General features: G+C 68.8%; 17 protein-coding genes and 1 riboswitch. Of the genes, 3 read left to right on the top strand and 14 right to left on the bottom strand.

Going from position 1 to position 24111, the window contains the following annotated elements; genetic code table 11:
* Positions 1 to 14 precede the first annotated feature (14 nt).
* Together Q9R13_RS02540 and Q9R13_RS02545 are read right to left on the bottom strand one after the other, a co-directional pair.
* Positions 15 to 800, bottom strand: a complete 786-nt coding sequence (locus Q9R13_RS02540; protein ID WP_310963480.1) for a glycosyltransferase family A protein — start codon at positions 798 to 800, stop codon at positions 15 to 17.
* The gene (locus tag Q9R13_RS02545; protein WP_310963481.1) at positions 797 to 2500 is read right to left on the bottom strand and encodes a hypothetical protein; all 1704 of its coding nucleotides are present in this window, start codon (positions 2498 to 2500) and stop codon (positions 797 to 799) included. Before Q9R13_RS02545 ends, Q9R13_RS02540 begins: the two co-directional genes overlap by 4 nt.
* A 107-nt stretch (positions 2501 to 2607) precedes the next feature.
* Here Q9R13_RS02545 and Q9R13_RS02550 point away from each other — a divergent pair, with 107 nt between their 5' ends.
* Positions 2608 to 4644: a phosphoadenylyl-sulfate reductase gene (locus Q9R13_RS02550; protein ID WP_310963482.1), complete on the top strand. Its 2037-nt coding sequence runs from the start codon at positions 2608 to 2610 to the stop codon at positions 4642 to 4644.
* Positions 4645 to 4722: 78 nt separating this feature from the next.
* Here Q9R13_RS02550 and Q9R13_RS02555 read toward each other — a convergent pair whose 3' ends face one another.
* The 4 genes from Q9R13_RS02555 to Q9R13_RS02570 form a co-directional block, all read right to left on the bottom strand.
* Entirely contained in the window at positions 4723 to 6162 is a 1440-nt protein-coding gene (locus Q9R13_RS02555) for a hypothetical protein (protein ID WP_310963483.1), read from the bottom strand.
* Between the two features lie 217 nt (positions 6163 to 6379).
* Positions 6380 to 7135 (bottom strand): glycosyltransferase family 2 protein, encoded by a 756-nt coding sequence (locus tag Q9R13_RS02560; protein ID WP_310963484.1) that lies wholly within the window; start codon positions 7133 to 7135, stop codon positions 6380 to 6382.
* Positions 7132 to 10122, bottom strand: coding sequence for a hypothetical protein (locus Q9R13_RS02565; protein WP_310963485.1), 2991 nt, complete (start codon positions 10120 to 10122; stop codon positions 7132 to 7134). Before Q9R13_RS02565 ends, Q9R13_RS02560 begins: the two co-directional genes overlap by 4 nt.
* Positions 10109 to 11056 carry an NAD-dependent epimerase/dehydratase family protein gene (locus tag Q9R13_RS02570; protein WP_310963486.1) on the bottom strand — a complete coding sequence of 316 codons (948 nt, stop codon included), beginning with the start codon at positions 11054 to 11056 and terminating at the stop codon, positions 10109 to 10111. Before Q9R13_RS02570 ends, Q9R13_RS02565 begins: the two co-directional genes overlap by 14 nt.
* Here Q9R13_RS02570 and Q9R13_RS02575 point away from each other — a divergent pair.
* The gene (locus Q9R13_RS02575) at positions 10997 to 11941 is read left to right on the top strand and encodes a methyltransferase domain-containing protein (protein ID WP_310963487.1); all 945 of its coding nucleotides are present in this window, start codon (positions 10997 to 10999) and stop codon (positions 11939 to 11941) included. The two genes, Q9R13_RS02570 and Q9R13_RS02575, sit on opposite strands and share 60 nt — an antisense overlap.
* Positions 11942 to 11983: 42 nt before the next feature.
* Here Q9R13_RS02575 and arc read toward each other — a convergent pair whose 3' ends face one another.
* From arc to metH, 5 genes are all read right to left on the bottom strand, one after another.
* Positions 11984 to 13726 (bottom strand): proteasome ATPase, encoded by a 1743-nt coding sequence (gene arc, locus Q9R13_RS02580; protein WP_310963488.1) that lies wholly within the window; start codon positions 13724 to 13726, stop codon positions 11984 to 11986.
* A 168-nt stretch (positions 13727 to 13894) separates the two neighbouring features.
* Entirely contained in the window at positions 13895 to 14854 is a 960-nt protein-coding gene (locus Q9R13_RS02585; protein ID WP_310963489.1) for a tRNA (adenine-N1)-methyltransferase, read from the bottom strand.
* Positions 14851 to 16011: a site-2 protease family protein gene (locus Q9R13_RS02590; protein ID WP_310963490.1), complete on the bottom strand. Its 1161-nt coding sequence runs from the start codon at positions 16009 to 16011 to the stop codon at positions 14851 to 14853. Before Q9R13_RS02590 ends, Q9R13_RS02585 begins: the two co-directional genes overlap by 4 nt.
* Positions 16012 to 16020: 9 nt before the next feature.
* Entirely contained in the window at positions 16021 to 16713 is a 693-nt protein-coding gene (locus Q9R13_RS02595; protein ID WP_310963491.1) for an HAD family hydrolase, read from the bottom strand.
* On the bottom strand, positions 16697 to 20425 hold the full coding sequence (gene metH / locus Q9R13_RS02600; RefSeq protein ID WP_310963492.1) for a methionine synthase: 3729 nt from the start codon (positions 20423 to 20425) through the stop codon (positions 16697 to 16699). Before metH ends, Q9R13_RS02595 begins: the two co-directional genes overlap by 17 nt.
* A 14-nt stretch (positions 20426 to 20439) precedes the next feature.
* Positions 20440 to 20509: riboswitch (S-adenosyl-L-homocysteine riboswitch) on the bottom strand.
* A gap of 82 nt (positions 20510 to 20591) precedes the next feature.
* On the opposite strand from metH, the gene Q9R13_RS02605 reads away from it, so the two are divergent.
* On the top strand, positions 20592 to 21455 hold the full coding sequence (locus Q9R13_RS02605) for a PAC2 family protein (RefSeq protein ID WP_310963494.1): 864 nt from the start codon (positions 20592 to 20594) through the stop codon (positions 21453 to 21455).
* 12 nt (positions 21456 to 21467) lie between these two features.
* Here Q9R13_RS02605 and mshC read toward each other — a convergent pair whose 3' ends face one another.
* The 3 genes from mshC to Q9R13_RS02620 are packed head-to-tail and all read right to left on the bottom strand — an operon-like array spanning position 21468 to position 24102.
* On the bottom strand, positions 21468 to 22697 hold the full coding sequence (gene mshC / locus Q9R13_RS02610; RefSeq protein ID WP_310963496.1) for a cysteine--1-D-myo-inosityl 2-amino-2-deoxy-alpha-D-glucopyranoside ligase: 1230 nt from the start codon (positions 22695 to 22697) through the stop codon (positions 21468 to 21470).
* Positions 22698 to 22720: 23 nt separating this feature from the next.
* Complete coding sequence (locus tag Q9R13_RS02615) at positions 22721 to 23521, bottom strand: SCO1664 family protein (protein WP_310963497.1); 801 nt, start codon at positions 23519 to 23521, stop codon at positions 22721 to 22723.
* The gene (locus tag Q9R13_RS02620) at positions 23485 to 24102 is read right to left on the bottom strand and encodes a DUF3090 family protein (RefSeq protein ID WP_310963498.1); all 618 of its coding nucleotides are present in this window, start codon (positions 24100 to 24102) and stop codon (positions 23485 to 23487) included. Before Q9R13_RS02620 ends, Q9R13_RS02615 begins: the two co-directional genes overlap by 37 nt.
* Between the last annotated feature and the right edge of the window lie 9 nt (positions 24103 to 24111).

Consider the following 24111-nt stretch of genomic DNA (forward strand, 5'->3'; position numbering starts at 1 on the left):
CTCCGTGCCCGGCGTCAGTCCGCGCTCCGGACGTCCCCGACGGCGTGGGGCCGTCCGGAGTCCTCGTGCTGCCGCAGCCATTCGTAGTCCATGATCGGGGTCGCCCGCGGCAGCGACTTGTTGGCACTCGCGGCGGCGAACTGGGAGCCCGCCCTGCGTCGCTTGAAGTGGATCGTGTCGGGCGCCACCCGGTGAACGTAGCCGGCCACCAGAGTCTCCATGTTCCAGTGCCAGTCATCGAAGGCGAAGCCCTCGGCGAGCGAGCGCTTGATGTGGGCGATGTCCTGGTACGCGGCGACCGGTGCCATGCAGAGGGCGTCCCACGGGTTGGCGACCCGGATATAGGAGTAGACGTCGAACTCGGGATCGGTCTGGTCGGGCAGGAAGTAGAGATAGGTGCTCTGGTCGAAGTACCAGTTCACCTCGGGATGGGCGATCACCCGCCCAGGATCGGTCTCGCACAGGCGGTGGGCCTCGACGAGCCAGTTCTCCCCCCAGAGGTCGTCGCCGTCGAGGAATGCGATGTAGCCCCGCGACACCTGAGCAGCCGCGTGGTTGCGCACCAGCGGGTGGTCCCCGTAGGAGACCTGCTCCACCCGTACGCCATACCTCTCGGCCGCCCCGAAGGCCTCGGCCGTTGCCGCGTCGGGATTGTCGAGAAGCACGAGCGTCTCGACGATGAGCCCGGCCTCGCGGGCGTGCGCCACCGCGTCGAGCAGGCTGTGGAAGGCCGGACCGGCCATCGGGCCCTCGGCATGGGCGAGCATGATCGCCGTGACGTCGACCGCCTGCTCAGTCATCCGCGTCTCCTCGGCAGATCGAGAAGGGTGGTGACGGTGTCCGCGGATGCCGCCCAACGGCCGTCGGTCGTCGCCTCACCAACCCTCAGCGGAGCATGCACCAATCGTCGGGCGGACGCGTCCGACATCACATAGCGGTCGACCAGGTCGCCGCGCAGCTCCGGGCTGTCGACAACCACCCAGTCGAGATGGGCGAAGCAGTCCTCGAACGCCCCCGCCGGAAAGCCAGTTCGGTTGCCTGCCTCGTCGTGCACGTAGCCGAAGAGGTACGCGCCCAGACTGGCGCGAGCAGCCAACTGCCGCGCATACGACGTGAACAGTTCCCAGCCCAGGCGGCTCTCCACGGTGACCACCCGATCCGCGCCCAGCCCGCGGACCACGTCGAGCAGCAGGTCGGTGCGCAGCTCAGCACCGATCCCGGCGGCGTACGACGCCACGTCGACCACACAAGCCGTGCCCTCCAGGAAGGCCGCGGGCTCCACGCCGGGGTTGTCGGTCGCCAGCACCATCAGGCTCGCCGCGGGTTGGAGAGCGGCGAAGCCCCCGGCGAGCGCAGCGGCGGCGCGAACGGCGGGGCTGTCGGCAGCATCGGGAACGAGCAAGAGGGTGTCGACATGCGTCCGGCCGAGCGCGTGCCGAAGGCGTTCCATCTGCTCGACCGGGTGGAGGCGGTGGTGCCGCCGGGGAGGCCAACCCGCGGCGCGCCGCAACGGGGTGCTGCTGGTCACGAGCGGCTCGAGCGCTGCAGCCTTGTCGATCATGGTCCGCATCGTCGGCGAGCCCAGCCGGTCGAGCTTCGACAACGCCGCCCGGCAGCCTTCCTCGAGCCAGCTCGTCCGGCTCAGGTCGTACTCGTCGCTGCGGTGCAGCATCTCCCGGAGCAGCAGTGGACGCTGCTCCTGTCGCGCAGTGGGGTCCTCCTCGCCGCTGTGGTGTGGCCCGAGGGGGCTCGGTCGGAACCGCGCCTGGTAGCAGCCGGTGGCGAGGTAGTGGGGAAACGCCCACGCGCCCCGCACTCCGGCGTGCCGATCACGGTAGTACGCCTCGTCGAACAACGGGGTCGGCACGATCTGCTCGTTCCAGCCGACCGTGAGCCAATGGAACATCGGCACGGCGTCGGGGTCCATGGTGATGCCCCGGACCGCCAGCTGTGCGGCGTACCAGCCGGGGTTGAACAGCGCACTCACCCGAAGGCCCGCGCGCGCGCCGTGGGCGAGGAAGTGCGTCGTCGCAGCATCGACGTCGAGGGGTCCTCCGAACGTGCCGCGCGTCTCGAGGTCGAGCTGGGCCGCGTAGAGGTCCGGATGGACGCACGAACGCAACCTCTCCCACAGCCCTGCGTCGCGGGCCCGGTCGCGCTGACCGACCGGCAGGAGGGTGAGCAGATCGGCCATCGGGGTCTGCGAGGTCCTGGCTCGGGACCGGATCGCGTCGGCAAGGTACGTCGCCCCGGCGGACGGGGCGTGGCCGGCTGCCCGTCCCGTCCGGGCGAAGTGCTCGCGCGGGCTGACGCCCAGATCGACGATCTGGGGATAGTGCTTGCGGTAGAAGCGACCGTCGAAGAGCTCGTCGGGGACCGGCTCGCCGCCGGCCTCCGCGGGGATGCCGCCGAATGGGCGCGGAAGCGGTGGTGCCGGTGTCAGGGCAGGGCCAGAAGGGTCGCCCGGGCGGCCGTGCGTCGACCTTTTGGTCCACTTCATCGGCGTCGATTACCTCTTCTGGTCGGCGCTGCGCCTTCGGTCGCGACCGGGCGCCAATGCTAGCATCGCGGCGCGACACGGTGACCGCAGTAATGGGAGGAGGTCGGGTGGCTGACTACCGCGAAGTCCTTGCGGCGACGCGGGCCTTGCTCGAGAAGATTGCCACCGACTATCGGCCCGCCGTCCTGGCCAACGCATTCGGTCCGGAGAGCATGGTGATGACCGACATCATCGCGGTCAACGAGCTCGACATCTCGATCGTGAGCATCGACACCGGCCGGCTGCCCGACGAGACCCACGCTCTGGCGCATAGCGTCCACCAACGCTATGGCCCGATCATCTCGATGATCAACCCCGACCCCGAGCAGGTCGGCGCCTGGACCGCCGAACACGGGCAGAACGGCTTCTACGACGCTGTCGAGCTGCGACACGGATGCTGCAACGTGCGCAAGGTCGAGCCGCTGCGCCGGATCCTGGCCGACAAGTGCGCGTGGCTGACCGGCCTGCGCCGTGAGCAGGCCCTGACCCGTCGCGACCTGAGCGAGCAGTCATGGGACGACAACTACGGGCTGCACAAGTTCAACCCGATGTTGGAGTGGACGACCGATCAGGTCTGGGCCTACATTCGCGACCAGCGGGTGCCTTACAACAAGCTCCACGACCACGGTTACACCAGCATCGGTTGCGCGCCGTGTACGCGCGCGATCTCCCCCGGCGAGGACGTCCGCGCCGGGCGCTGGTGGTGGGAGCTCGACGAGGCCAAGGAGTGCGGCCTCCACGTCAACCCGGCGACGGGGCGGCTTGAGCGCGCCAAGCCCACGATCACGACACCGGAGACCGGTGGCGAGGGTGCGTCCGACGATGCATCCAAGAGCAACTTCGAGAAGACCGGACCGCTCGGCGCGGGACCGGCGAACAGGGAAGGAAAGACAATGCGGGTACTCATCCTCGGAGGGGACGGCTTCTGTGGCTGGCCCACCGCGCTGCACCTGTCGGCCCAGGGACATGAGGTCGCGATCGTCGACAACCTCTCCCGCCGCAAGATCGACATCGAGCTCGAGGTCTCCTCGCTGACCCCGATCCGCCCGATGGGCGAGCGGCTGCGTGTCTGGAAGGAGGTCTCGGGCAAGGACATCGCGTTCCACGACATCGACGTCGCGATCAACTACCAGCGGCTGCTGGATCTGCTCGAGGACTGGCAGCCCCAAGCGCTGGTCCACTTCGCCGAGCAGCGGGCGGCGCCGTACTCCATGAAGAGCAGCCGCCACAAGCGGTACACGGTCACCAACAACCTCAACGCGACCAACAACGTCCTCTCCGCCGTGGTCGAGAGCGGTCTGGACATCCACGTCGTGCACCTGGGCACCATGGGCGTCTACGGCTACGGCACCGCCGGGATGAAGATCCCCGAGGGCTACCTCACCGTCCAGGTGACCACCGACGAGGGCAAGGTCATCGAGCAGGAGATCCTCTACCCCGCGAACCCCGGGTCGATCTACCACATGACCAAGACCCAGGACCAGCTGCTGTTCTCGTTCTACAACAAGAACGATCGTGTCCGGGTCACCGACCTGCACCAGGGCATCGTCTGGGGCACCCAGACCGAGCAGACGAAGCTCGACGAGCGGCTGATCAACCGATTCGACTACGACGGCGACTACGGGACCGTGCTGAACCGGTTCTTGATGCAGGCCGCGATCGACTACCCGCTCACCGTGCACGGAAGCGGTGGCCAGACGCGTGCCTTCATCCACATCCAGGACACCGTCAAGTGCATCGAGCTGGCACTCGAGAACCCGCCCGCGAAGGACGACCGCGTCTCCGTCTTCAACCAGATGACCGAGACGCACCGCGTGCGTGACCTGGCGAAGATGATCTCCGACCGCACCGGCGTGCGCATCCACAACCAGGCCAACCCGCGCAACGAGGCCGACGAGAACGAGCTGCACGTGGCCAACGACCGATTTCTCCACCTCGGGCTCACACCGATCACCCTGAGCGAGGGCCTGATGGAGGAGGTCACCGAGATCACGAAGAAGTACGCGGACCGCTGCGACCTCTCGAAGATCCCCGCCCTCTCGGCCTGGAACGACGCCCACAAGGTCGAGGCACCTACCGACTCCGCGGCGTCGTCACCTGCCTGACGAGCGCTGGAGCTGCTCAACGAGCCGACGGGTCGCCACCGAACATGGGGGCGGCCCGTCGGCTCGTAGCGTTGCGCCTCAGCGCCGCGGCGTCTTGAACTTCCTGCTGGTCGCGGCGGGGTAGTCCCCGGACTTCGCCACGTGGAACCTATATCTCCCCTTGGCCTTGCCACGGAGCGTGACCACTCCCCTGGCGCTGCTCCTGAGCTGGTCGGCGACGACCCAGCGCGAACGGCGGTTGGCCTGCACCGTCACCTTGCGGTGCGACCACGGCTTGCCGTTCCGGGTGAGCTTGCTCTTGACGGTCCAGCGGTGTCGGGAGACCTTCTTGTGCGGGGCGGAGAAGCTGACCTTGTAGGTGACGTCACCAGTGCTGACCCTTGGCTTCGGATAGGTGGCGAGATTCTCGTCTAAGGCGACCTGTCGCCGCACGAGGTAGCGCTCGGAGAAGCACTTTCCCTTCGGCTTGATCATGTAGTAGACCCAGAACCGTCGACCCGTGGCGGTCGACGAGCCGGTCCAGCCGATGGTGGCGCCGTACCCGACCGCGACCGGGAAGCTCGGGGTCTTCTCGGGGATACAGGCCTTCCCGAACGGCGAGGCGGTTCCGTATGACGGCACGATCTGCTTCAGCGGCTTCCACCGGGTGAAGTCGGTGCCCTCGGACCGGTAGAGCCTGATGCCGTCCTGAGAAGCCCGGACCGAGATGTAGGAGCCGAGGTAGCTGTTCCACGAGATGCCTCGTGCCGTTGCGGGAAGGCCCTGGATGGCGCTCTGTTGGCCGCCGAGGCCCGGCTGGCTGAACGACGCCTTCGGGTGGGGGTTCAGAAGCGTCGGTTGGGGGGCGAAGTACTTCTTCCAGGCGCCTGGCTTCCCGAGGCTGGCCATGGTGGCGCGGGCGACCGACATCTGCCACACGTTGCGCGACTGACGGTTCATCGCGCGGTAGAACAGGTAGAGGTGGTCTCCGTGGATGACGAGCCGCGGACTGCCGACGTCGTCCCGGTTGGAGGCCGGCGGCGGATTGGTGTTCCAGCTCGAGAGCTCGGAGTCCTGGGTGATCACTCGCCCGCCCTTGTGCCAGGTCCGACCCGCGTCGAAGGTCTGCATCTGGATGATCGACCAGCGGGTGTAGTTGCGCTTGCCCGGCCCGAGGTAGCAGTTGCCGCCGTACTGGTGCGGGTTGGCCTGCTCGCCGTGGTAGAAGGTGACCCAGTGCGTGGCCGTCGCCTTGTAGACCGCTCCGACCGGATGCACGCCGCACTGGTCGGGCGAGCCCTTGGCGCCGACCCTGAGGATGACGCGAGGATGGGTCAGGGTGCCGTCGGGGAGCTGGTCGTACCAGATCGTCTGCGCGTTCGACATGTAGGCGTGCAGACCTTTGGAGTCGCGCACGGTCGCATACAGCGAGTCGATGTTTCCCGACGGGCCCAGGACCGTCTGCTGCGGGCCGGTGACGATCCGGGTTGGCGTTCCTGCCGCTGCAGGGTCTCCGGCGGGCGTCAGCGACAGCGCCACGCCGGCACAAGCAGCCGCAGCGATGAGCGCAGACGCCGGCCTCCGCCAATGGAGCAGCCTGGTGCGGCCGCGAGTTGACAAGCCAGTCAGGATCCCACGTGACATCGGGTGAACCCGAGCCTTCCTCTTCCTCACAACGCCCCCGCGACGTCGCAGGGAAAAATTTATGGGACGGCTGGGTACCTGTACGGGTTATCGAAAATTTGTGTCGCTGATCTCATCGATAGGCGCGGGGCCTGGCCAGGTCGCGCACCCGATCGATCGCCATCTCGGGCAGCCGTCGCACGATCGACTTGCGACTGCTGCTCTCGACGACGAGGGAGAAGTCACGCCGGCGCTTGAAGATGATGGTGTCCGGGACCACCACGTGCCGCCATCCGTGGGTCATCGTCTCGATGGCGAACTGCCAGTCCTGGAACGACAGCCCGTTCGGGATGTCGCGGTGCACGTAGGGCACCTCGAGGTGGGCCTCCCGTGGCGCCATGCAGAGCGAGTCGTAGTAGTTGCGCAGGTACAGGAAGTGCGGCGTGAACAGCGGGGAGTCCTGGTCGACGTTCACCAGCACCACCTTGGCGCCGTCGAACTGCACGTTCAGCTCAGGATGGACGATGACCTTCTCGCCGCCCTCGGTAGCTGTGTCGAGGGCCGCGACTCCCTCGGCAAGCCAATTCTCGCTGAACAGGTCGTCGGCGTCGAGGAAGGCGATGTAGCGCCCGTCGGTGTCGGGAAGGAGTGCGTTCCGGACGCGTCCGAGGTCGCCCTGGTTCATGATCCGTCGCTCCCAGTGGTCGAAGCGAGGCTGGTGGAAGTAGTCGGAGGTCGCCTCGGTCGCGGCGTCCAGCGCGATGATCGGCTGCACGACGTACCCACGAGCGCGGGCCTCGGCAACCGCGAGGTCGGCCGAGCGCATGGTCGGGCCACACACCGCGGTCTCGTCGTGGGCCGTCACGATCAGGGTCAGGTCGGTGGTCACCGGGCTGTCTCCTCTGGGCCGTCGGGGATGAGGAGCATCCGGGCGACGTGGTCGCCGAAGGCCCGCTCGGTGCGGTCCGCGAGAAGCCGGTCGCGCAGACCGCGTGCCTTGCTGCGTGCGGCCTGACGATCGGCGAGGATCTCTCGAAGGGCGGCCTCATAGGCGGCTGGATCTTCGATCTCAGCGACCGGCCACGCGTACTCGGCATCGAGGACCTCCTCCGTGCCGCCGACGAGGCTCCCCGCCAGCGGGAGACCGGTCATCGCGACCTCAAGTAGGAGGCTCGGCACGCCGTCCCAGCCGGAGGTGTAGAGCCACGCGTCCGCTGCCGAGAGGTCGAGCTCAGAGAAGTGCGTATAGGGGGGCCGCAGCTCGACGTTCTCGGGTACGTCGGGAACGGGGCCGGCGTAGAGCACCGGCTCACCCCACAGCCGGAAGTCGACGTCGGGCATCCGCCGGGCGACCTCCAAGACCAGGTCGACCCGTTTCTGTCGGTCCCACCGGCCAGCCCAGAACACCATCGGCCGACGGTCGCCATCGGCCGTCGGACAAGCAGCGAGGGGAATGGCCGGATCGACCGGGGCGCGCAGCACGTGCAACCGTTCCACGTCATTCCCACCGAGCTGGTAGGTGTCCACGAGCCAGCGCCGCATGCTGTCGCTATCGGTGATCACGCCCTCGACCTGGTCGAACGACCGGTAGAACTGCCGCAGTCCCCAGCCGACCCAGTTGCCCATGGCGAGCTGCTCGTTGCAGAAGAACATCAAGAACAGGCGCTCGGAGGCAGCCAGTGCCCGCCCGTAGGGACGCATCGCATGATGCAGCAGGCGAGAGTTGATGTTGACCACGGCGTCGGCCTCGAACGATCGGAGCAACGCCACGAGCGTCTGCCCGGCAAGCGTCTCTGACATGCCCGCGGTGTGGCCGGCGAAGTCGATCTCTCGAACGCCGTCGGGAAACCGACCTCGCGGACTGTGACCGCTGACGTCGGTGTGGATGACGACGATCTCTCGCGGGTCGATGTGTTTGGACAGGGCGTGCGTGATGTTTCCCTCGGCGCGACGGCCACCGCCCCAACGGGGCCGATTGGTGACGAGCACGACCCGCGCCCTGCGGAAGTCGGCCTCCTGCTGACTGGCGTACAACGCCACGGTCTGGGCGACCACCGGTGCCGAGCCGACCGGCAGCAGCCGGGGTCGGCAGGTCTCGGTCCACGCCTCACCAACGAGTGGCTCGACCTCTGCCGCACGGGCGAACATCTCCCCCAGCTTCCCGTGCCGCAGCCGGTCCTGGAGATCGAGCCGCTTCGCGGCGAGCATGTCGATCAGCTCGTGTTCGCCGAGGCCCAGGATGGGAGCCATCCGCTCGACACCCGCGATGGGGTCGGCAATCTCACCCGCTGCGCGTCCGCGCTTCAACCAATCCAGGTAGGGGCTGGCCGCGGCTCCCCGTCGCCTCTCCGGGTGGCGCTCGAGATAGGCAGCCGTGGAGAAGTTGATGTCGGGACTGTGCTTCAGTTTCGCGCCGCGCCGCAGGACCAGCTCGATCGGGTCCTCCTCCTCAGGCGCATCGTGCAACCGGGTGGCGCTGAGCAGGAAGTTCAGGTAGTCGAAGTTGTCCCGAACGAGGTCGTAGTCGGCATCGAGCCCCATCGGCTTCTGGGTGCGCTTCGCCCGGGCGACAACCGCGTCCATCAGCGGACCCAAGTTGGTCGGCGCCGTGACGAGCTCCGCAGCCCCGAAGCCCAGCGGAGCCAGTGCCGGTGCCTCCCCATCCGGCGTGGTGCCGCGAACCGATTCCCCGGGCCGGATGGAGGGGGGCGGCACGGCCCTTCCACCGACGCGACCCCGCACGCGTGCGGTGGCATCTCGGAGTCGCGTACGGGGTCGGACGCTGGCACGCACCCGCTCGAGGACCGGTCGGTTCGGCACGGCACTCCGCCCGGGTGTCGGCTCGCTGACCGGATCGGCCGGAGCGGAGGGGTTCTCGGGCCGCGAGCCCCGCTCGCGGAACTGCCTCCGCAGCCAGATCCAAGCCTGGTCCGCCTCGACGTTAAAGGCGTCGTAGCGCACCGGACCCCTCAACCGATCCGCACCCAGGAGCTGCCGTTGGCCACGAATGAGCACCACGGTCGGGCTGACCACCGACCGACACAACGCGAACCGATTACGCCAGGTGGTGAGCAGCGCCTCGTCGTCAGGGCGCACGTCGTCCTCAGTCCAGCGATGCAGGAGCTCCACGATCGGTCGCACCAAGGCGACCGGCTGGCGCTCACCACCGGCCCTGGCAGGGTCGACGAACGCATCGACCTCGGCGGCCACGTCATCGGCGTCCCTCGGCCAGTCGATCTGGAGCGCGCGACCAATCCGGTCGACCTCGTGTCGCCAGTCGGCCCCGAGCTGCTCCAGCGACACGAAGACCCGCGGCTGGTCGCGGGTGTAGAGCTCTGCATCCAGGTTGTGGGCCAGCCAGCCCAGCATGGACGCCCTGCTGCTGAGGTTGTCGCGGCGGCGCAAGGAACGCGCCACCCGGCTGGGATGGCGCAGCGCGACGACGTGCACACAGCGGTAGCCCTCGGCCTCGAGGCCCTCGATCCACAACGGCAGCAGCCGCGACACTCGCGGGTCCTTGACAACCACCAGCCGAGCACCGCCGAGCTCGTCGCGTACGACGCTGCGGATCCGATCGATCCACTGCTCTCGCTCGGGGATGGCCGAGCCGTCGATCGACTGCCACCCGCCCCACCACGTGCCGGATGCCTCGAGGAGCTCCTCGTTGAGGTCGACGATGGGGCGCGACTCCCAGTAGTCGTCGTCGCCCTTCTCCGCACGTCCGGGGATCAGGTGCTCGGGGAGCTCGCTTCCCATCAGCGACAGCACCCGCGTGAGTGCCGACGTGCCCGATCGGTGCATGCCGCTGACCACGATCACCGTAGGCGCTGGTTCGGTGTCGACGACCGAGCCGGCCTGCGGGTCAGCGTCCGCCATGAACTTCCTCCGGCGACCGGTCCTGGGAGGCGAACCACTGCCACGTGCGGTCGATGCCGTCAGAGAGCGGCGTCACGGGTTCGAAGCCGAAGCCCTCCCGAGCCTTGTCGATCTCGCACCACGTCTCGCGAACCTCACCCGGCCGGAAGTCCTCGTAGACGACCTCCAACTCGCGGCCCGTCGCCGTGCGAATCAGGTCAAGAAGCTCGTTGACCGTCGTCGGCCGTCCGCTCCCGAGCTGGAACGCACCCGTGGCGTCGCTCTCGATGGCTGACCGGATGCCGCTGACGAGGTCGCCGACGTAGAGGAAGTCCCGCGCCTGGCTGCCGTCGCCGTAGACGATGAGGGGCTGGTCGGCGAGCAGACGCTTGAAGAAGTGCGCCACCACCGAACCTTTGTGGAATGACCGCGGACCGTAGATGTTGGAGAACCTCAGTGCGCAGCCACTCATCCCGAAGGCACCGCTGTAAGCGCTCAGGTAGCCCTCGAGCATCAGCTTCGAGGCGCCGTACGGCGAGGTCGGCTGCGCCGCCATCCTCTCGTGCACCGGCGGCGGGACGTCGCCCACGATGGCCCCGCCGGTCGACGCCGCGACGATCCGGTTCACGCCCAGATCACGGCAGGCCTCGAGCAGGTTGAAGGTGCCGACCACGTTGTTGTCGAAGTTGTGGACGGGGTTCTCGATGCTGTCCATCACGCGCGTGTCGGCAGCGAGGTGCACCACGGCGTCCTGGCCCTGCAACGCGCCCCGCACGTCGTCCGGGCGACGCAGGTCACCCGCGAGGAAGTTCACCTTCTCGAGGTCGAGGTTGCGCCGGTCGCCGAGGGATTCGTTGTCCAGCACGGTCACCGCGTAATTGCCGGTGCTCAGCAGGTGGTCGACGAGATGCACCCCGACGAACCCGGCTCCTCCGGTGATCAGGACCTTCTTCATGGCTTGTCGGATCTCCTCGATCGTCGGTGCGGCATCGCCGCCACAGTCTATGCATCGGCGGCCGCGATGCCCGGTGCAACCCACCGGCACCGCGGCCCCGCGGCGTTTGCCATCACCGTTGCTGCGGTAACTTCCTCTCGAACCCTCAGCCGACCAAGGAGAGCGATGTCCACGACGAGTCCAGTGAACAAGCGCAGGCTGATCCAGGACCACGTGGCCGGGAAGTCGTTCGTCGACATCGGCGGACTGTGGGGCACCAAGGGCGAGATGGTGACCACCGCTGCCGCTGGAGGCGCCGAGCGGCTGATGATGGCGGACATCCAGGCGCCGGGCAACACCTGGTGGCAGAAGTTCGAAGCTCGCTGCGCAGAGAAGGGTGTCGACAATTGTGAGCAGCTGCAGGTCGACATCTGTGCTCCTGATGCCCCCTCGAGGCTGGGACAGTTCGACGTCGTGCACTGTGCCGGCGTGATGTACCACGTCGCCGATCTCTTCCAGTTCGTGGGCAATCTCGTCTCGGTCACGCGCGAGCACCTTGTGCTCTCCAGCGTCGTCATGCCCGATGAGATCCAAGGGCCGGCAGGCGCATTGTCGTTCGGGCCGGACCACGCATATCTAGCACCGGTCTTGTCTGAACAGAACCGCAACGTCGTCCTGGGGCACCTGAGGGCGCACGATCTCAAGGCGGCAGGGCTCACCGACAGTGCGGCCTACTTCGACCAGGGGCGGACCCGCTTCGGCCCCTGGTGGTGGCTGTTCTCCGGAACCTTCATGAGTGCCCTGGTCCGTCTCCACGGCCTGGACGTCATCGCCGAGGGCCCATCTCGCGGCGGCCACGCATACACCGTCTTCGCCAAGGTGGCTGCCGATACCCACCGCGCCTGACCCCCATCACCGACGGGGCCGCCAGGCGCCGTTCACCCCTTATCAGAGGTACTGGCCGGTGTTTGCCACGGTGTCGATGGACCGTCCCGGCTCGGTGCCCTGCTTGCCGGTGATGAGCGTGCGGATGAACACGATCCGCTCGCCCTTCTTCCCGGAGATCCGGGCCCAGTCGTCGGGGTTCGTGGTGTTCGGGAGGTCCTCGTTCTCCTTGAACTCGTCGACGCAGGCTTGGAGCATGTGCTGGACCCTCAGGCCGCGCTGGTCGTGGTCGATCAACTCCTTGATCGCCATCTTCTTCGCGCGGTCGACGATGTTCTGGATCATCGCGCCGGAGTTGAAGTCCTTGAAGTAGAGGACCTCCTTGTCCCCGTTGGCGTAGGTGACCTCGAGGAACCGGTTCTCCTCGGACTCGGTGTACATCCGCTCGACCGTCGCGCGGATCATCGCGTCGACGCATGCCTGCCGGTCACCATTGAACTCGGCAAGGTCGTCGGCGTGCAGCGGCAGCGTGGGCACGAGGTACTTGCTGAAGATGTCGCGTGCGGACTCGGCATCGGGCCGCTCGATCTTGATCTTCACGTCCAGGCGGCCCGGACGGAGGATGGCCGGGTCGATCATGTCCTCACGGTTCGACGCTCCGATGACGAGCACGTTCTCCAGCGCCTCGACGCCGTCGATCTCGCTGAGCAGCTGCGGAACGATGGTGTTCTCGACGTCGGAGGAGACGCCCGACCCGCGGGTGCGGAACAGCGAGTCCATCTCGTCGAAGAACACGATCACCGGTGTGCCGCTGCTGGCCTTCTCGCGAGCCCGCTGGAACACCAGCCGGATGTGCCGCTCGGTCTCCCCGACGTACTTGTTCAGCAGCTCGGGGCCCTTGATGTTCAAGAAGTACGACTTCACCTCGGCGCCTGCGCCGGTGCGCCCCGCGCGCGCCGCGACCTTCTTCGCGAGCGAGTTGGCCACGGCCTTGGCGATCAGGGTCTTGCCGCAGCCCGGAGGGCCATAGAGCAGCACGCCCTTGGGTGGCTTGAGCTGGTGCTCGCGGAACAGCTCCGGGTAGAGGTACGGCAGCTCGACGGCGTCCTGGATCTGCTCGATCTGGCCGGTCAGACCACCGATCGACTCGTAGGCGATGTCGGGGACCTCCTCGAGGATCAGCTCCTCGACCTCCGACTTCGGCACCCGCTCGTAGACGTGTCCGGACTTGCTGTCCAGGAGCAGCGAGTCGCCGGCGCGGAGCATCGATCCGCGCAGCGGCTCGGCGAGGCGTACGACGCGCTCCTCGTCGGCGTTGGCGATGATCAGTGCCCGCTCGCCGTCGGCCAGCAGCTCCTTGAACATCACCACCTCCCCCACCGTCTCGTACTCGAGGGCGGCCACCACGTTGAGCGCCTCGTTGAGCATCACCTCTTGGCCGCGGCGCAGCTCGTCGACGTCGACCGACGGGCTGACGTTCACGCGGAGCTTGCGGCCCGCGGTGAACACATCGATCGAGCCGTCGTCGTTGCGCGCGAGGAAGGTGCCGAAGCCGGTCGGCGGCTGAGCCAGCCGGTCGACCTCTTCCTTGAGGGTTATGATCTGCTCGCGCGCCTCGCGCAGCGTCTCGGCGAGGCGCTCGTTCTGGGAGGTCACCGCGGCGAGCGAGCGCTGGGTGTCGATCAGCCGCTGGTCGATGGACCGCGCCGAGCCGGGAAGGTCGACCAGCCGACGGCGCAACTCGGAGACCTCGGCCTCCAGGAACGAGATCTGGCTGCGCAACTGCGCGGGATCCTGCTCAGGCATCACTGACCACCTCCGTCGAGGACGTACCCCTCGTTTTCGACCCTACCCGCGCCGACACGAAACGGAACGGTTTGTCGAAGACCTGTGCCCAGCGTGTTCCGGACGGGCCCAGAGACCGGCCCAGAGACGGGCCCAGAGACCGGCCCAGAGACCGGCCCTGCCGCCGGGTCAGGTCTCCTCGTCGAGCGGCTCCTCGAGCACGGCGGGAGGCAGGTCGGCGGGTCGGGGCCCGACGTAGTCGACGCCGTACGCACCTGGCGCAGGGCGACGCTTCTTGCGAGGGGCGGGGTTCCCCGGGGCCATCCGGCGAGAGGTCACCAGGAACCCGGTGTGGCCGTTCATCTTGTGGCCGGGCCGGATCGCGAGTCCTTCGACATGCCAGTCCCGGACGAGGGTCTCCCACGGCTGCGGCTCGGTGAACTCGCCGTGGGCGCGAAGCGTCTCGACGAACCTGCCCAGCTGGGTCGTCGTGGCGACGTACCCGACCACCATGCCGCCCGCGGCGAGTGCGTGCGCGACGGCGTCGACGCAGGCCCACGGAGCCAGCATGTCGAGGACGACGCGGTCCACGGAGCCGGCCGGGACCTTCGGCAGCTCTGTGGCGAGGTCACCCACGGTCAGCGTCCATGCGGGGTGCTCGGCACCGAAGAACTGGGTGACGTTGCGCCGGGCGACCTCCGCGAACTCGGGGCGGCGTTCGAACGACAGCAGCCGCCCGGTCGGGCCGACGGCCCGGAGCAGCGAGCACGTCAATGCCCCGGAGCCGGCACCGGCCTCCACCACGGAGGCGCCGGGGAAGATGTCCGCCATCGCCACGATCTGGGCGGCGTCCTTGGGGTAGACCACCGCGGCACCGCGTGGCATCGACACCACGAACTCGCTGAGCAGCGGACGGAAGACGAGGTACTCCCCTCCGCCCGAGGACCCGACCGTGAAGCCCTCGTCCCGACCGATCAGGTCGTCGTGGGAGATGCCGCCCTTGTTGGTGTGGAAGATCCGGCCCTGCTCGAGGCAGAGGTTGTGCTTGCGGCCCTTGCCGTCGATGAGCCGCACCCACTCCCCTGCCCCCAGCGGACCACGGCGTACGCCGGACCACTCGGCCGCGTCGCGACTCGCCTCCGTACTCATTGTCGTCGCCCTCCCTCGGCGAAGGCCCGGTCGACGTCAGCCGTGCTCAGCAAGCCGAAGATGGTGCCGTCGGGCTCGACCAGGACATATTCAGCGGCCGGGGTGCGGGTGATCGCCCGGACCAGGTCCTCGCCGGCGATGTCGGCGGGGAGCACCAGTCCGTCCTCGATGCTGCGGGCCACCGAGCTCACCGGCTGCCAGGGGCGCCGCTCGGGCGGGGTGGCCATCAGCGCGGCCTCGCTCACCACGCCGGTCAGGCTGTCGTCGCCGGCGTGCACGACGATCCCGCCGGCTCCTGCCTCCTGGGCCCGACGGACCGCCTCCGCGACCGAGAGGTCCGCTGGCACGGCGATCGCCCGTCGTGCCAGCTCGCGGGCCCGGAGCGCCGGCAGTCGCCGACGGAGCCGGACGTTGGCCAGCGACGCGGTCGCACCTGACCACAGGAAGGCGGCCACGACCCAAGCCAGCAGGTAGTCCAGGAAGTCGGCCCGGCGACCGGTGGCCACCAGGTAGAACAACGGCCACATGAGTGCGAGCACGGCGACGACGCGGCCCCCCCATGCAGCGACGACGGTGCCGCGGTAGCTGCTGCCGGTGCTCTTCCAGACGGCCGACTGGAGCACCCGGCCGCCGTCGAGCGGGAGCCCGGGCACCAGGTTCAGCGCGCCGATGATGATGTTGGCGAAGGCGACGCCCTCCACGGCCATCCCAATCAACCCACCGGGCAGCACCTGGGCGAGCGCGAAGGCGACCGCACCGACCACCAACGACGTGACCGGCCCGACGACGGCGACCCGGAACTCCTCGCCGGGGGTCCGCGACTCTCCGTCGATCGCGGTCATCCCACCCAGGAAGCTGAGCGTGATCCAGCGGACCTGGAGACCGTGGTGCTTGGCCATCAGCGCGTGGGACATCTCGTGCAGCAGCACGGTCAGGTAGAGCAGCACGGCGTAGGCCAGGCCGGCGACGTACTTCCAGGCCCCGAGGCCGGGCTCGACCCGGTCGACCTGGGGCGCGAGCAGGTAGGCGAGCAGGAGGGCCACCAGGATCCATGACGACCGGACGAGTACGGCGATGCCGCCGACCGACCCGACCCGGAAGGTGCCGGGCGGGTACGCGGGCTGCGGCATATGGTCGCCGTCCAGGTCTGGGTCCACGTCGCAACGCTATCCGAGCGCCAGCAGCGCGTCGGTGTCCAGGCCAGCCAGCGACTCGAGGAACCGGAACCCGGGCCGGGGCTCGACGACGACATGGTTGGGGACCACGACGACACGGCAGCCCGCAGCCGCGGCGGAGGCGGCACCGGTGTTGGAGTCCTCGACCGCTACGCAGTCCGCTGGAGCCACCCCGAGAGCGTCGGCCGCGGCGACGTATGGCTCCGGGTGCGGCTTGCCACGCGAGACCACCTCACCGGTGATCACGTGCGCGAAGGTACCCGGCGGCAGCGCGGTCAGCGCGGGCTCGACGAACCGACGGTAGGACATGGTCACCAGCCCACACGGCACCCCGGCGCGGCGCAGGGCGGCCAGCAGGTCGACGGCGCCGGGCTGCCAGGGCACGCTGCGGCGCATGTGGACCACGACGCCGTCCAGGAGTCGGTCGACGACCTGGGCGGGACTCAGCGGGATGCCGGTCTGCTGCACGATGCTGCGCCCCGACTCGAGCAGGTCGTTGCCGACGAGCTCGAGAGCCTGCTGGTGGCTCCAGCGGGCACCGAACGACTCGATGAGGGCGTACTCCTCCTCGATCCAGTAGGGCTCCGTGTCGACCAAGGTGCCGTCGAAGTCGAACAGCACCGCTCGGGCGCGCCGTACGTCGGCGGCGGCAGTCAGCGGGCCCGGCTCAGTCCTCGGGGTCATAGGCCAGGTTGGACGACAGCCAGCGCTCGGCCTCGACGAGGCTCCAGCCCTTCCGCTCGGCGTACTCCGCCACCTGGTCGCGCCCGAGCCGGCCGACGACGAAGTACTGCGACTGGGGGTGAGAGAAGTACCAGCCGCTCACGGCGGCGCCCGGCCACATGGCCATCCCGTCGGTCAACTCGATCCCGGTGTTCGCGGTCACGTCCAGCAGCTCCCACAGGGTGCGCTTCTCGGTGTGCTCCGGACAGGCAGGGTACCCGGGTGCGGGGCGGATGCCACGATACTTCTCCGCGATCAGGGCTTCGTTGTCGAGCTCCTCGTCTGGCACGTAGCCCCACAGCTCCCTGCGGACCCGCTGGTGCATCCGCTCGGCGAAGGCCTCTGCCAGGCGGTCCGCCACGGACTCGAGCAGGATGGCCGAGTAGTCGTCCAGCGCCTCCTTGAACTCCATGATCTTCTCCACGGCGCCCAGACCGGCGGTCACCGCGAAGGCACCGACGTGGTCGGGCAGACCCGTCGACCGCGGCGCGACGAAGTCGCCGAGGGACTTGTTCGCGACCCCCTCGCGGTGCTCGCCCTGCTGGCGCAGGTGGTGCAGCACGGTGAGCACCTCGGTGCGCGAGTCGTCGGTGTAGACCTCGACGTCGTCGGAGCCGTCGACCGCGTTCGCCGGAAAGAATCCGATCACCGCGTTGGCAGTCAGCCACTTCTCCTTGATGAGACGGTCGAGCATGTCGTTGGCCTCGTCGTACAGCTTGCGAGCGGTCTCGCCGGTGGTCGGGTTGTTCAGGATGTCGGGGAACTTGCCCTTCATCTCCCACGCGTTGAAGAACGGCTGCCAGTCGATGAACTCCCGCAGCTCGGCGAGGTCGTAGTCCGCGAACACCCGAACCCCGGTGAACGACGGGGCAGGCGGCTGGTAGTCGGTCCAGTCGATCGGGGTGCGGTTCTGACGCGCCTGCTCGAGCGAGAGGATCGGCCGGTCGTGCTTTGCTGCGTGCCGCTCCCGCAGGGACTGGTAGTCGGCCTCGATCGACGCGAGCAGCGCCGGCCGCTGCTCGTCCGACAGCAGCGCCGCGGCGACGGGCACCGAGCGCGACGCGTCCTTGACCCACACCGTCGGCCCTGCCTTGTAACGAGGCGCGACCTTGACGGCGGTGTGCGCCCGGGACGTGGTCGCGCCGCCGATCAGCAGCGGGATGTCCAGGCCCTGGCGCTCCAGCTCTGCAGCGAAGCCGGCCATCTCGTCGAGCGACGGGGTGATCAGCCCGGAGAGCCCGACCATGTCGGCGTCCACCTCGCGCACCTTGTCGATGATCGTCTGTGCGGGAACCATCACGCCGAGGTCGATCACCTCGTAGTTGTTGCACTGCAGGACCACGCCCACGATGTTCTTGCCGATGTCGTGCACGTCGCCCTTGACGGTGGCCATCACGATCGTGCCGTTCTTCGTCTCGGCGTCGCCGGGCTGCTTCTCGGCCTCGATGAACGGCAGCAGGTAGGCGACCGCCTTCTTCATCACCCGGGCGCTCTTGACGACCTGGGGAAGGAACATCTTCCCCGAGCCGAAGAGGTCGCCGACAACGTTCATCCCGTCCATCAGCGGACCCTCGATCACCTCGATCGGGCGGCCTCCCGCCTCGGAGATCTCCTTGCGCAGCTCCTCGGTGTCTTCCTGGACGTGGGCGTCGAGCCCCTTGACGAGCGCATGGGTGATCCGCTCGCGGATCGGCAGGCTGCGCCACTCGGCCGCGGCCTTCTCCTCGGCGGCATCGGTGGTGCGGTACTTCTCGGCGATCTCCAGGAGTCGCTCGGCCGCGTCCGGACGGCGATTGAGCACGACGTCCTCGATCCGCTCCCGCAGCTCGGGCTCGATCTCGTCGTAGACGACGAGCGCACCGGCGTTCACGATTCCCATCGTGAGGCCCGCACGGATCGCGTGGTAGAGGAAGACTGCGTGGATCGCCTCGCGCACCTTGTTGTTCCCGCGGAACGAGAAGGACACGTTGGAGATGCCCCCGGAGACCATGGCCCCAGGAAGGTTCTGCTTGATCCACCGGGTGGCCTCGATGAAGTCGACGCCGTAGTTGGCGTGCTCCTCGATGCCGGTCGCGAGGGCGAAGCAGTTGGGGTCGAAGATGATGTCCTCGGCGGGGAATCCCACCTCGTCGACCAGGATGTCGTAGGCGCGCTGGCAGATCTGCTTGCGGCGCTCGAGGTTGTCGGCCTGGCCGTCCTCGTCGAACGCCATCACCACGACGGCGGTGCCGTACTTGCGGCACAGGCGGGCCTGCTCGACGAACTTGTCGACACCCTCCTTCATGGAGATGGAGTTCACGATCGGCTTGCCCTGGAGGCACTTCAACCCGGTCTCGATGACCTCCCACTTCGAGGAGTCCACCATCACCGGCACCCGGCTGATGTCCGGCTCGCTCGCGACCAGCTTGAGGAAGCGATCCATCGCGGCGACACCGTCGATCATGCCCTCGTCCATGTTGACGTCGATCACCTGGGCGCCGCTCTCGACCTGCTGGACCGCGACCGTGAGCGCGGTGTCGTAGTCGCCGGCCTTGATCAGGTTCCGGAAGCGCGCCGATCCGGTGATGTTGGTGCGCTCACCGACGTTGACGAACAGCGAGTCGGCGTCGATGGTCAGCGGCTCGAGGCCGGCGAGCCTGGCGGCTGCGGCGCGCTCGCTCGGCACCCGGGGCTTCTTGCCGGCCACTGCCTGAGCGATGGCGTTGATGTGCGCCGGTGTCGTTCCGCAGCAGCCGCCGACCAGGTTGACCAGTCCGCTCTCGGCGAACTCGGAGATGATCGTGGCTGTCTCGGCGGCGGCCTCGTCGTACTCCCCGAACGCGTTGGGCAGGCCGGCGTTCGGGTAACAGGAGACGAACGTGTCCGCGATGCGGGCGAGCTCGGCCAGGTAGGGCCGCATCTCCTTGGCCCCCAGCGCGCAGTTCAGCCCGACCAGCAGCGGGCGGGCGTGCCGGACGGAGTTCCAGAACGCCTCGGTGGTCTGCCCCGAGAGGGTGCGCCCCGACGCGTCGGTGATCGTCCCAGAGATCACGATCGGCCACCGACGGCCCAGCTCCTCGAACACCGTCTCGACGGCGAAGATCGCGGCCTTCGCGTTGAGCGTGTCGAAGATCGTCTCGATGAAGATCAGGTCGGCTCCGCCGTCGAGGAGACCGCGGGTCGCGGTGGCGTAGGCCTCGACGAGCTGGTCGTAGGAGACGTTGCGCGCGGCCGGGTCGTTCACGTCCGGCGAGATGGATGCGGTCCGCGTGGTCGGGCCCAGGGCGCCGCCGACGTACCGGGGCTTTTCAGGGGTCGCGACCGCGTCGCACTCGCGACGAGCCAGCCGTGCGGACTCCAGGTTGAGCTCGTAGGCGAGCTCCTGCATGCCGTAGTCGGATAGCGAGATCGCGTTCGCGTTGAAGGTGTTGGTCTCGATGATGTCCGCGCCGGCGTCGAGGTACTCGCGGTGGATGCCGGCGATGATGTCGGGCTGGGTGAGGGTCAGCAGGTCGTTGTTGCCCTGCACGTCGGAGGGCCAGTCGGCGAACCGCTCACCGCGATAGCCGGCCTCGTCGGGGCGATCGCGCTGGATGGCGGTCCCCATCGCGCCGTCCACGACAAGGATCCGCTCCCGCAGCGCACGCGCGAGCTCGTCGGTGCAGTCGGGGCGGTGGGAGCTGGATTCCGGCACGATCTCTCCTTCCAGTACGGAAGGCGTCCTTGTGCATTGCCGAGCGTGGCGGGCCGATGACCCGTTGCAACGCCTCTCGGCTCCGTCCAGTCTACGCGGGCGGCCAGACGACGCGAGGCCGTTCCGGCGGCTGGACGGCTCCTGCCCACAGCCTAGGCTTGACCGTGTGATCGAGTTCGAGGACGTTCCCGACCTGGTGGAGCCGACGCTGGTGTGCGCCTTCGAGGGGTGGAACGACGCCGCGGGCGCGGCCACCGGAGTCATCGACCATCTCCTCGAGGTCTGGAGCGCTCGACTGATCGGGGCGATCGATCCCGACGACTTCTACGACTTCCAGGTCAACCGTCCGATGGTGTCCACCGATGACGCCGGGATGCGCAGCATCGTCTGGCCGAGCACCCAGCTGTACGTCGCCCGACCGCCGGACGCCCACCGTGACGTCGTGCTGGTCAGGGGCATCGAGCCGAACATGCGGTGGCGACAGTTCTGCGCGGAGCTGCTCGCGGCCGCCGATGATCTTGGCGTCGGGCTGGTCTGCACCCTGGGCGCGATGCTGGCCGAGATTCCGCACACCCGCCCCATCCAGGTGTCCGGGTCGGCCACCGAGCTCGATCTCGAGGACCGGCTCAAGCTCGAGCGGTCCAGCTACGAGGGGCCTACCGGCATCGTCGGCGTCGTGCAGGACGCGTGCGTTCGTCTCGACCTGCCGTCGGTCTCGTTCTGGGCGGCGGTGCCGCACTATCTCCCCCAACCACCGTGCCCGAAGGCCACCCTCGCCCTGATCGGCCAGGTCGAGGACCTCCTCCAGGTCAACGTCCCGCTCGGCGACCTGCCCGAGGACAGCCGGGCGTGGGAGCGCGGTGTCGCCGAGCTCACCGAGGAGGACGAGGACATCGCCGAATACGTCCGCAGCCTGGAGCAGGCGGCCGACGCCGCCGACCTGCCGGAGGCCAGCGGCGAGGCGATCGCCCGCGAGTTCGAGCGCTACCTCAAGCGCCGCGAGCGCGGCCCGGGCAGCTCTGACCGCTGACCGCGCGGCTTCTCAGAGGGCCAGCCCGAGCGCCGCGTCGAGCACCGTCGCCAGCCGTGCCGGGGACCCGTCGTCACTCGTGTCGCCGCCGAGGGTGGCGGTGACCCAGTCGTGCACACGGGCGACCGCACGCGGGGCGTCGAGGTCGTCGGCGAGCGCGGACAGCACGTCGGTGATCACCGGCTCGGCCGACGCCCCGGCTGGCGCGGTGAGGGCCTTGCGCCAGGTTGCCAGTCTGGCCTCGGCGTCGGTCAGGTCGGCAGCCGTCCACTCCCAGTCGGAGCGGTAGTGGTGTCCGAGGATGGCCAACCGGATCGCCATCGGGTCCACCCCCTCGCCGCGCAGCGTCGAGACCAGGACGAGGTTGCCACGGGACTTCGACATCTTCTCGCCGTCCAGGCCGACCATCCCGGCGTGCACGTAGGCGCGGGCGAACGGGCTGCCGTCGACGACCTGGGCCTCTGATGCACTCATCTCGTGGTGCGGGAAGACCAGGTCGCTGCCGCCGCCCTGCACGTCGACCGGTCCACCGAGGTGGGCCCGTGCGATCGCGGAGCACTCGACGTGCCACCCTGGCCGGCCACGTCCGAGGGCGGTGTCCCAGGCTGGCTCGCCGGGACGCTCCCCCTGCCAGAGCAGGCAGTCCAGCGCGTCCTGCTTGCCGGGTCGGTCGGGGTCACCGCCGCGATCCGCGAACACGGCGAGCATCTGGTCACGGTTCCAGCCGGAGACCGTGCCGAAGTCGGGGTCGGTCGCGACCCGGAAGTACAGGTCCTGGTCCACGGCATAGGCCGCACCCGCGGCGTCCAGCTCCTGGACCATGCTGACCACCAGCGGGATCGACTCGACGGCGCCGACGTACGCGTCGGGTGGGAGGACCCGCAGCGCCACCATGTCGTCGCGGAACAGCTGCGTCTCGCGCTCTGCCAGGGCCTCCCAGTCCTCGCCCGTGGCAGCCGCCCGCTCGAGCAAGGGGTCGTCGACATCGGTGACGTTCTGGACATAGCGGACGGGGTGGCCGGCGCTCCGCCAGGCCCGGTTGAGCAGGTCGAAGGCGACGTAGGTGGCGGCATGGCCCAGGTGGGTCGCGTCGTACGGCGTGATGCCGCAGACGTACATCCGCGCAGTGCCGGTCGGGACCACGTCGAGAAGGTCAGCGGTGTGCGACGAGCGCACCCGCAGCTGGGGTCCACGGATCCCGTCCGGAAGAGCCGGAACCTCGGGGCTGGGCCAGGCACGCATGCGCGACAGCGTAGCCAGCGTGCTCAGAACGGCGGCCACGGGATGGCAGGCCAGCCACCGACCGGCTCGGGGAGGCGACCGGTACGCAACAGCCGGTCGCACCGGCGGCGCATCGCACGGATCTCGGCGCCGGTGAGGTGCTCTGCGAGAGTCGCCGCGAGGTCGCGGTCCGCCAGCACCGCCCCGATGCCTGTCGTCTCCTCCGGTGCGAGCGGCTGGCCGGCCCATCCCCAGAGGACCGTCCGCAACTTGTCGTCGACATGGAAGCACACCCCGTGGTCGACGCCGTACCGGTGTCCGTCGGGCATCGCGAGCACGTGCCCGCCCTTGCGATCGGTGTTGTTCACGATCGCGTCGAAGACGGCCATCCTGCGTAGCGCCGAGCTGTTCTCATGCACCAGCGAGACCGGCTCGTCGTCGCTGCCCACGGCGTCGAGGACGTGCAGCATCCCGTCCGGGACGGCACCCGCCGGCACGACGTCCACCGGCTGCTGGTCGGGATCGGGCTCGCGCCACAGTTGGACCATCCCCCACCCGTGCGGCCCCTCACGGAGGGCGGTCGGGGGCACGACCTGCCAGCCGAGCGACTCCGAGACCAGCCAGGCGGCGTACTCGCGGTCCGCCAGGGTGCCCTCGGTGAAGTCCCAGAGGGGTCGCTCCCCCGCGACCGGCTTGTAGACCGCCCGGGGCCCGCCCGCTCCCAGGTCGCAGAGGAAGGTGTGGTTCGAGGCCGGCATCACTCTGCCGAGGAGGACCAGGTCCGCGCCGGACAGCAGATCGGCGGCGTTCACCGACTCCGCCGGAAGCCGTTCGCGCGAGGGCATAGGTGCCCGTCGGGGTCGATCGGTCCACCGCAGAACTGGCACTGCTCGCGACCCGCCGCGACCACCGAGGCGGTCCGGGTGGCGAACGCCCGCGCCATCGGGGCCGGCAGCCGGACGAGGAAGACCTCGTCGGGCTCGGGCTCGGCGAGGGGGAGCTCGAGGAGCTGCTCCTCATCGGTCTCGATGGGAACCTCGGCATCGGTGACCGGGAAGACCTCGATGACGACCCGTGCGTCCTCGGGGTCCCAGGACAGGGTGATGGTGCCGGCCCGGAACTCCTCCTCGATCGGCTGGTCGAGGGGCGCGGAGTCGACCAGCTCCGCGGGCGTCAGGGCCGGGATGATGGGAGGTCGCGACGGGTCACCCCCCGGGGCGCCCGCGCCCGGGTCGGCCTGCATGAGCTCGTCAAGCAGCTCGTCGACCCGTTCGCCCAGGATCTCGACCTGCTGCTTCTCCAGCGCGACACTGGTCAACCGGGTTCCCGCGCGGGCCTGGAGGAAGAAGGTGCGCTGCCCCGGCGGGCCGACCGTGCCCGCCACGAACCTGTCGGGCGGGTCATAGCTGTGGATCACCGGCGGCATGGAGATGAG

The sequence above is a fragment of the Nocardioides marmorisolisilvae genome (genome assembly GCF_031656915.1).
Classification (GTDB): domain Bacteria; phylum Actinomycetota; class Actinomycetes; order Propionibacteriales; family Nocardioidaceae; genus Marmoricola; species Marmoricola terrisoli.

Excerpts from the sequence above, each read along its gene's own strand:
- Q9R13_RS02540 (WP_310963480.1), bottom strand. The coding sequence starts at position 800 with ATGACTGAGCAGGCGGTCGACGTCACGGCGATCATGCTCGCCCATGCC.
- Q9R13_RS02545 (WP_310963481.1), bottom strand. The coding sequence starts at position 2,500 with ATGAAGTGGACCAAAAGGTCGACGCACGGCCGCCCGGGCGACCCTTCT.
- Q9R13_RS02565 (WP_310963485.1), bottom strand. The coding sequence starts at position 10,122 with ATGGCGGACGCTGACCCGCAGGCCGGCTCGGTCGTCGACACCGAACCA.
- Q9R13_RS02570 (WP_310963486.1), bottom strand. The coding sequence starts at position 11,056 with ATGAAGAAGGTCCTGATCACCGGAGGAGCCGGGTTCGTCGGGGTGCAT.
- arc (WP_310963488.1), bottom strand. The coding sequence starts at position 13,726 with ATGCCTGAGCAGGATCCCGCGCAGTTGCGCAGCCAGATCTCGTTCCTG.
- Q9R13_RS02585 (WP_310963489.1), bottom strand. The coding sequence starts at position 14,854 with ATGAGTACGGAGGCGAGTCGCGACGCGGCCGAGTGGTCCGGCGTACGC.
- Q9R13_RS02595 (WP_310963491.1), bottom strand. The coding sequence starts at position 16,713 with ATGACCCCGAGGACTGAGCCGGGCCCGCTGACTGCCGCCGCCGACGTA.
- mshC (WP_310963496.1), bottom strand. The coding sequence starts at position 22,697 with ATGCGTGCCTGGCCCAGCCCCGAGGTTCCGGCTCTTCCGGACGGGATC.
- Q9R13_RS02615 (WP_310963497.1), bottom strand. The coding sequence starts at position 23,521 with ATGCCCTCGCGCGAACGGCTTCCGGCGGAGTCGGTGAACGCCGCCGAT.
- Q9R13_RS02620 (WP_310963498.1), bottom strand. The coding sequence starts at position 24,102 with ATGCCGCCGGTGATCCACAGCTATGACCCGCCCGACAGGTTCGTGGCG.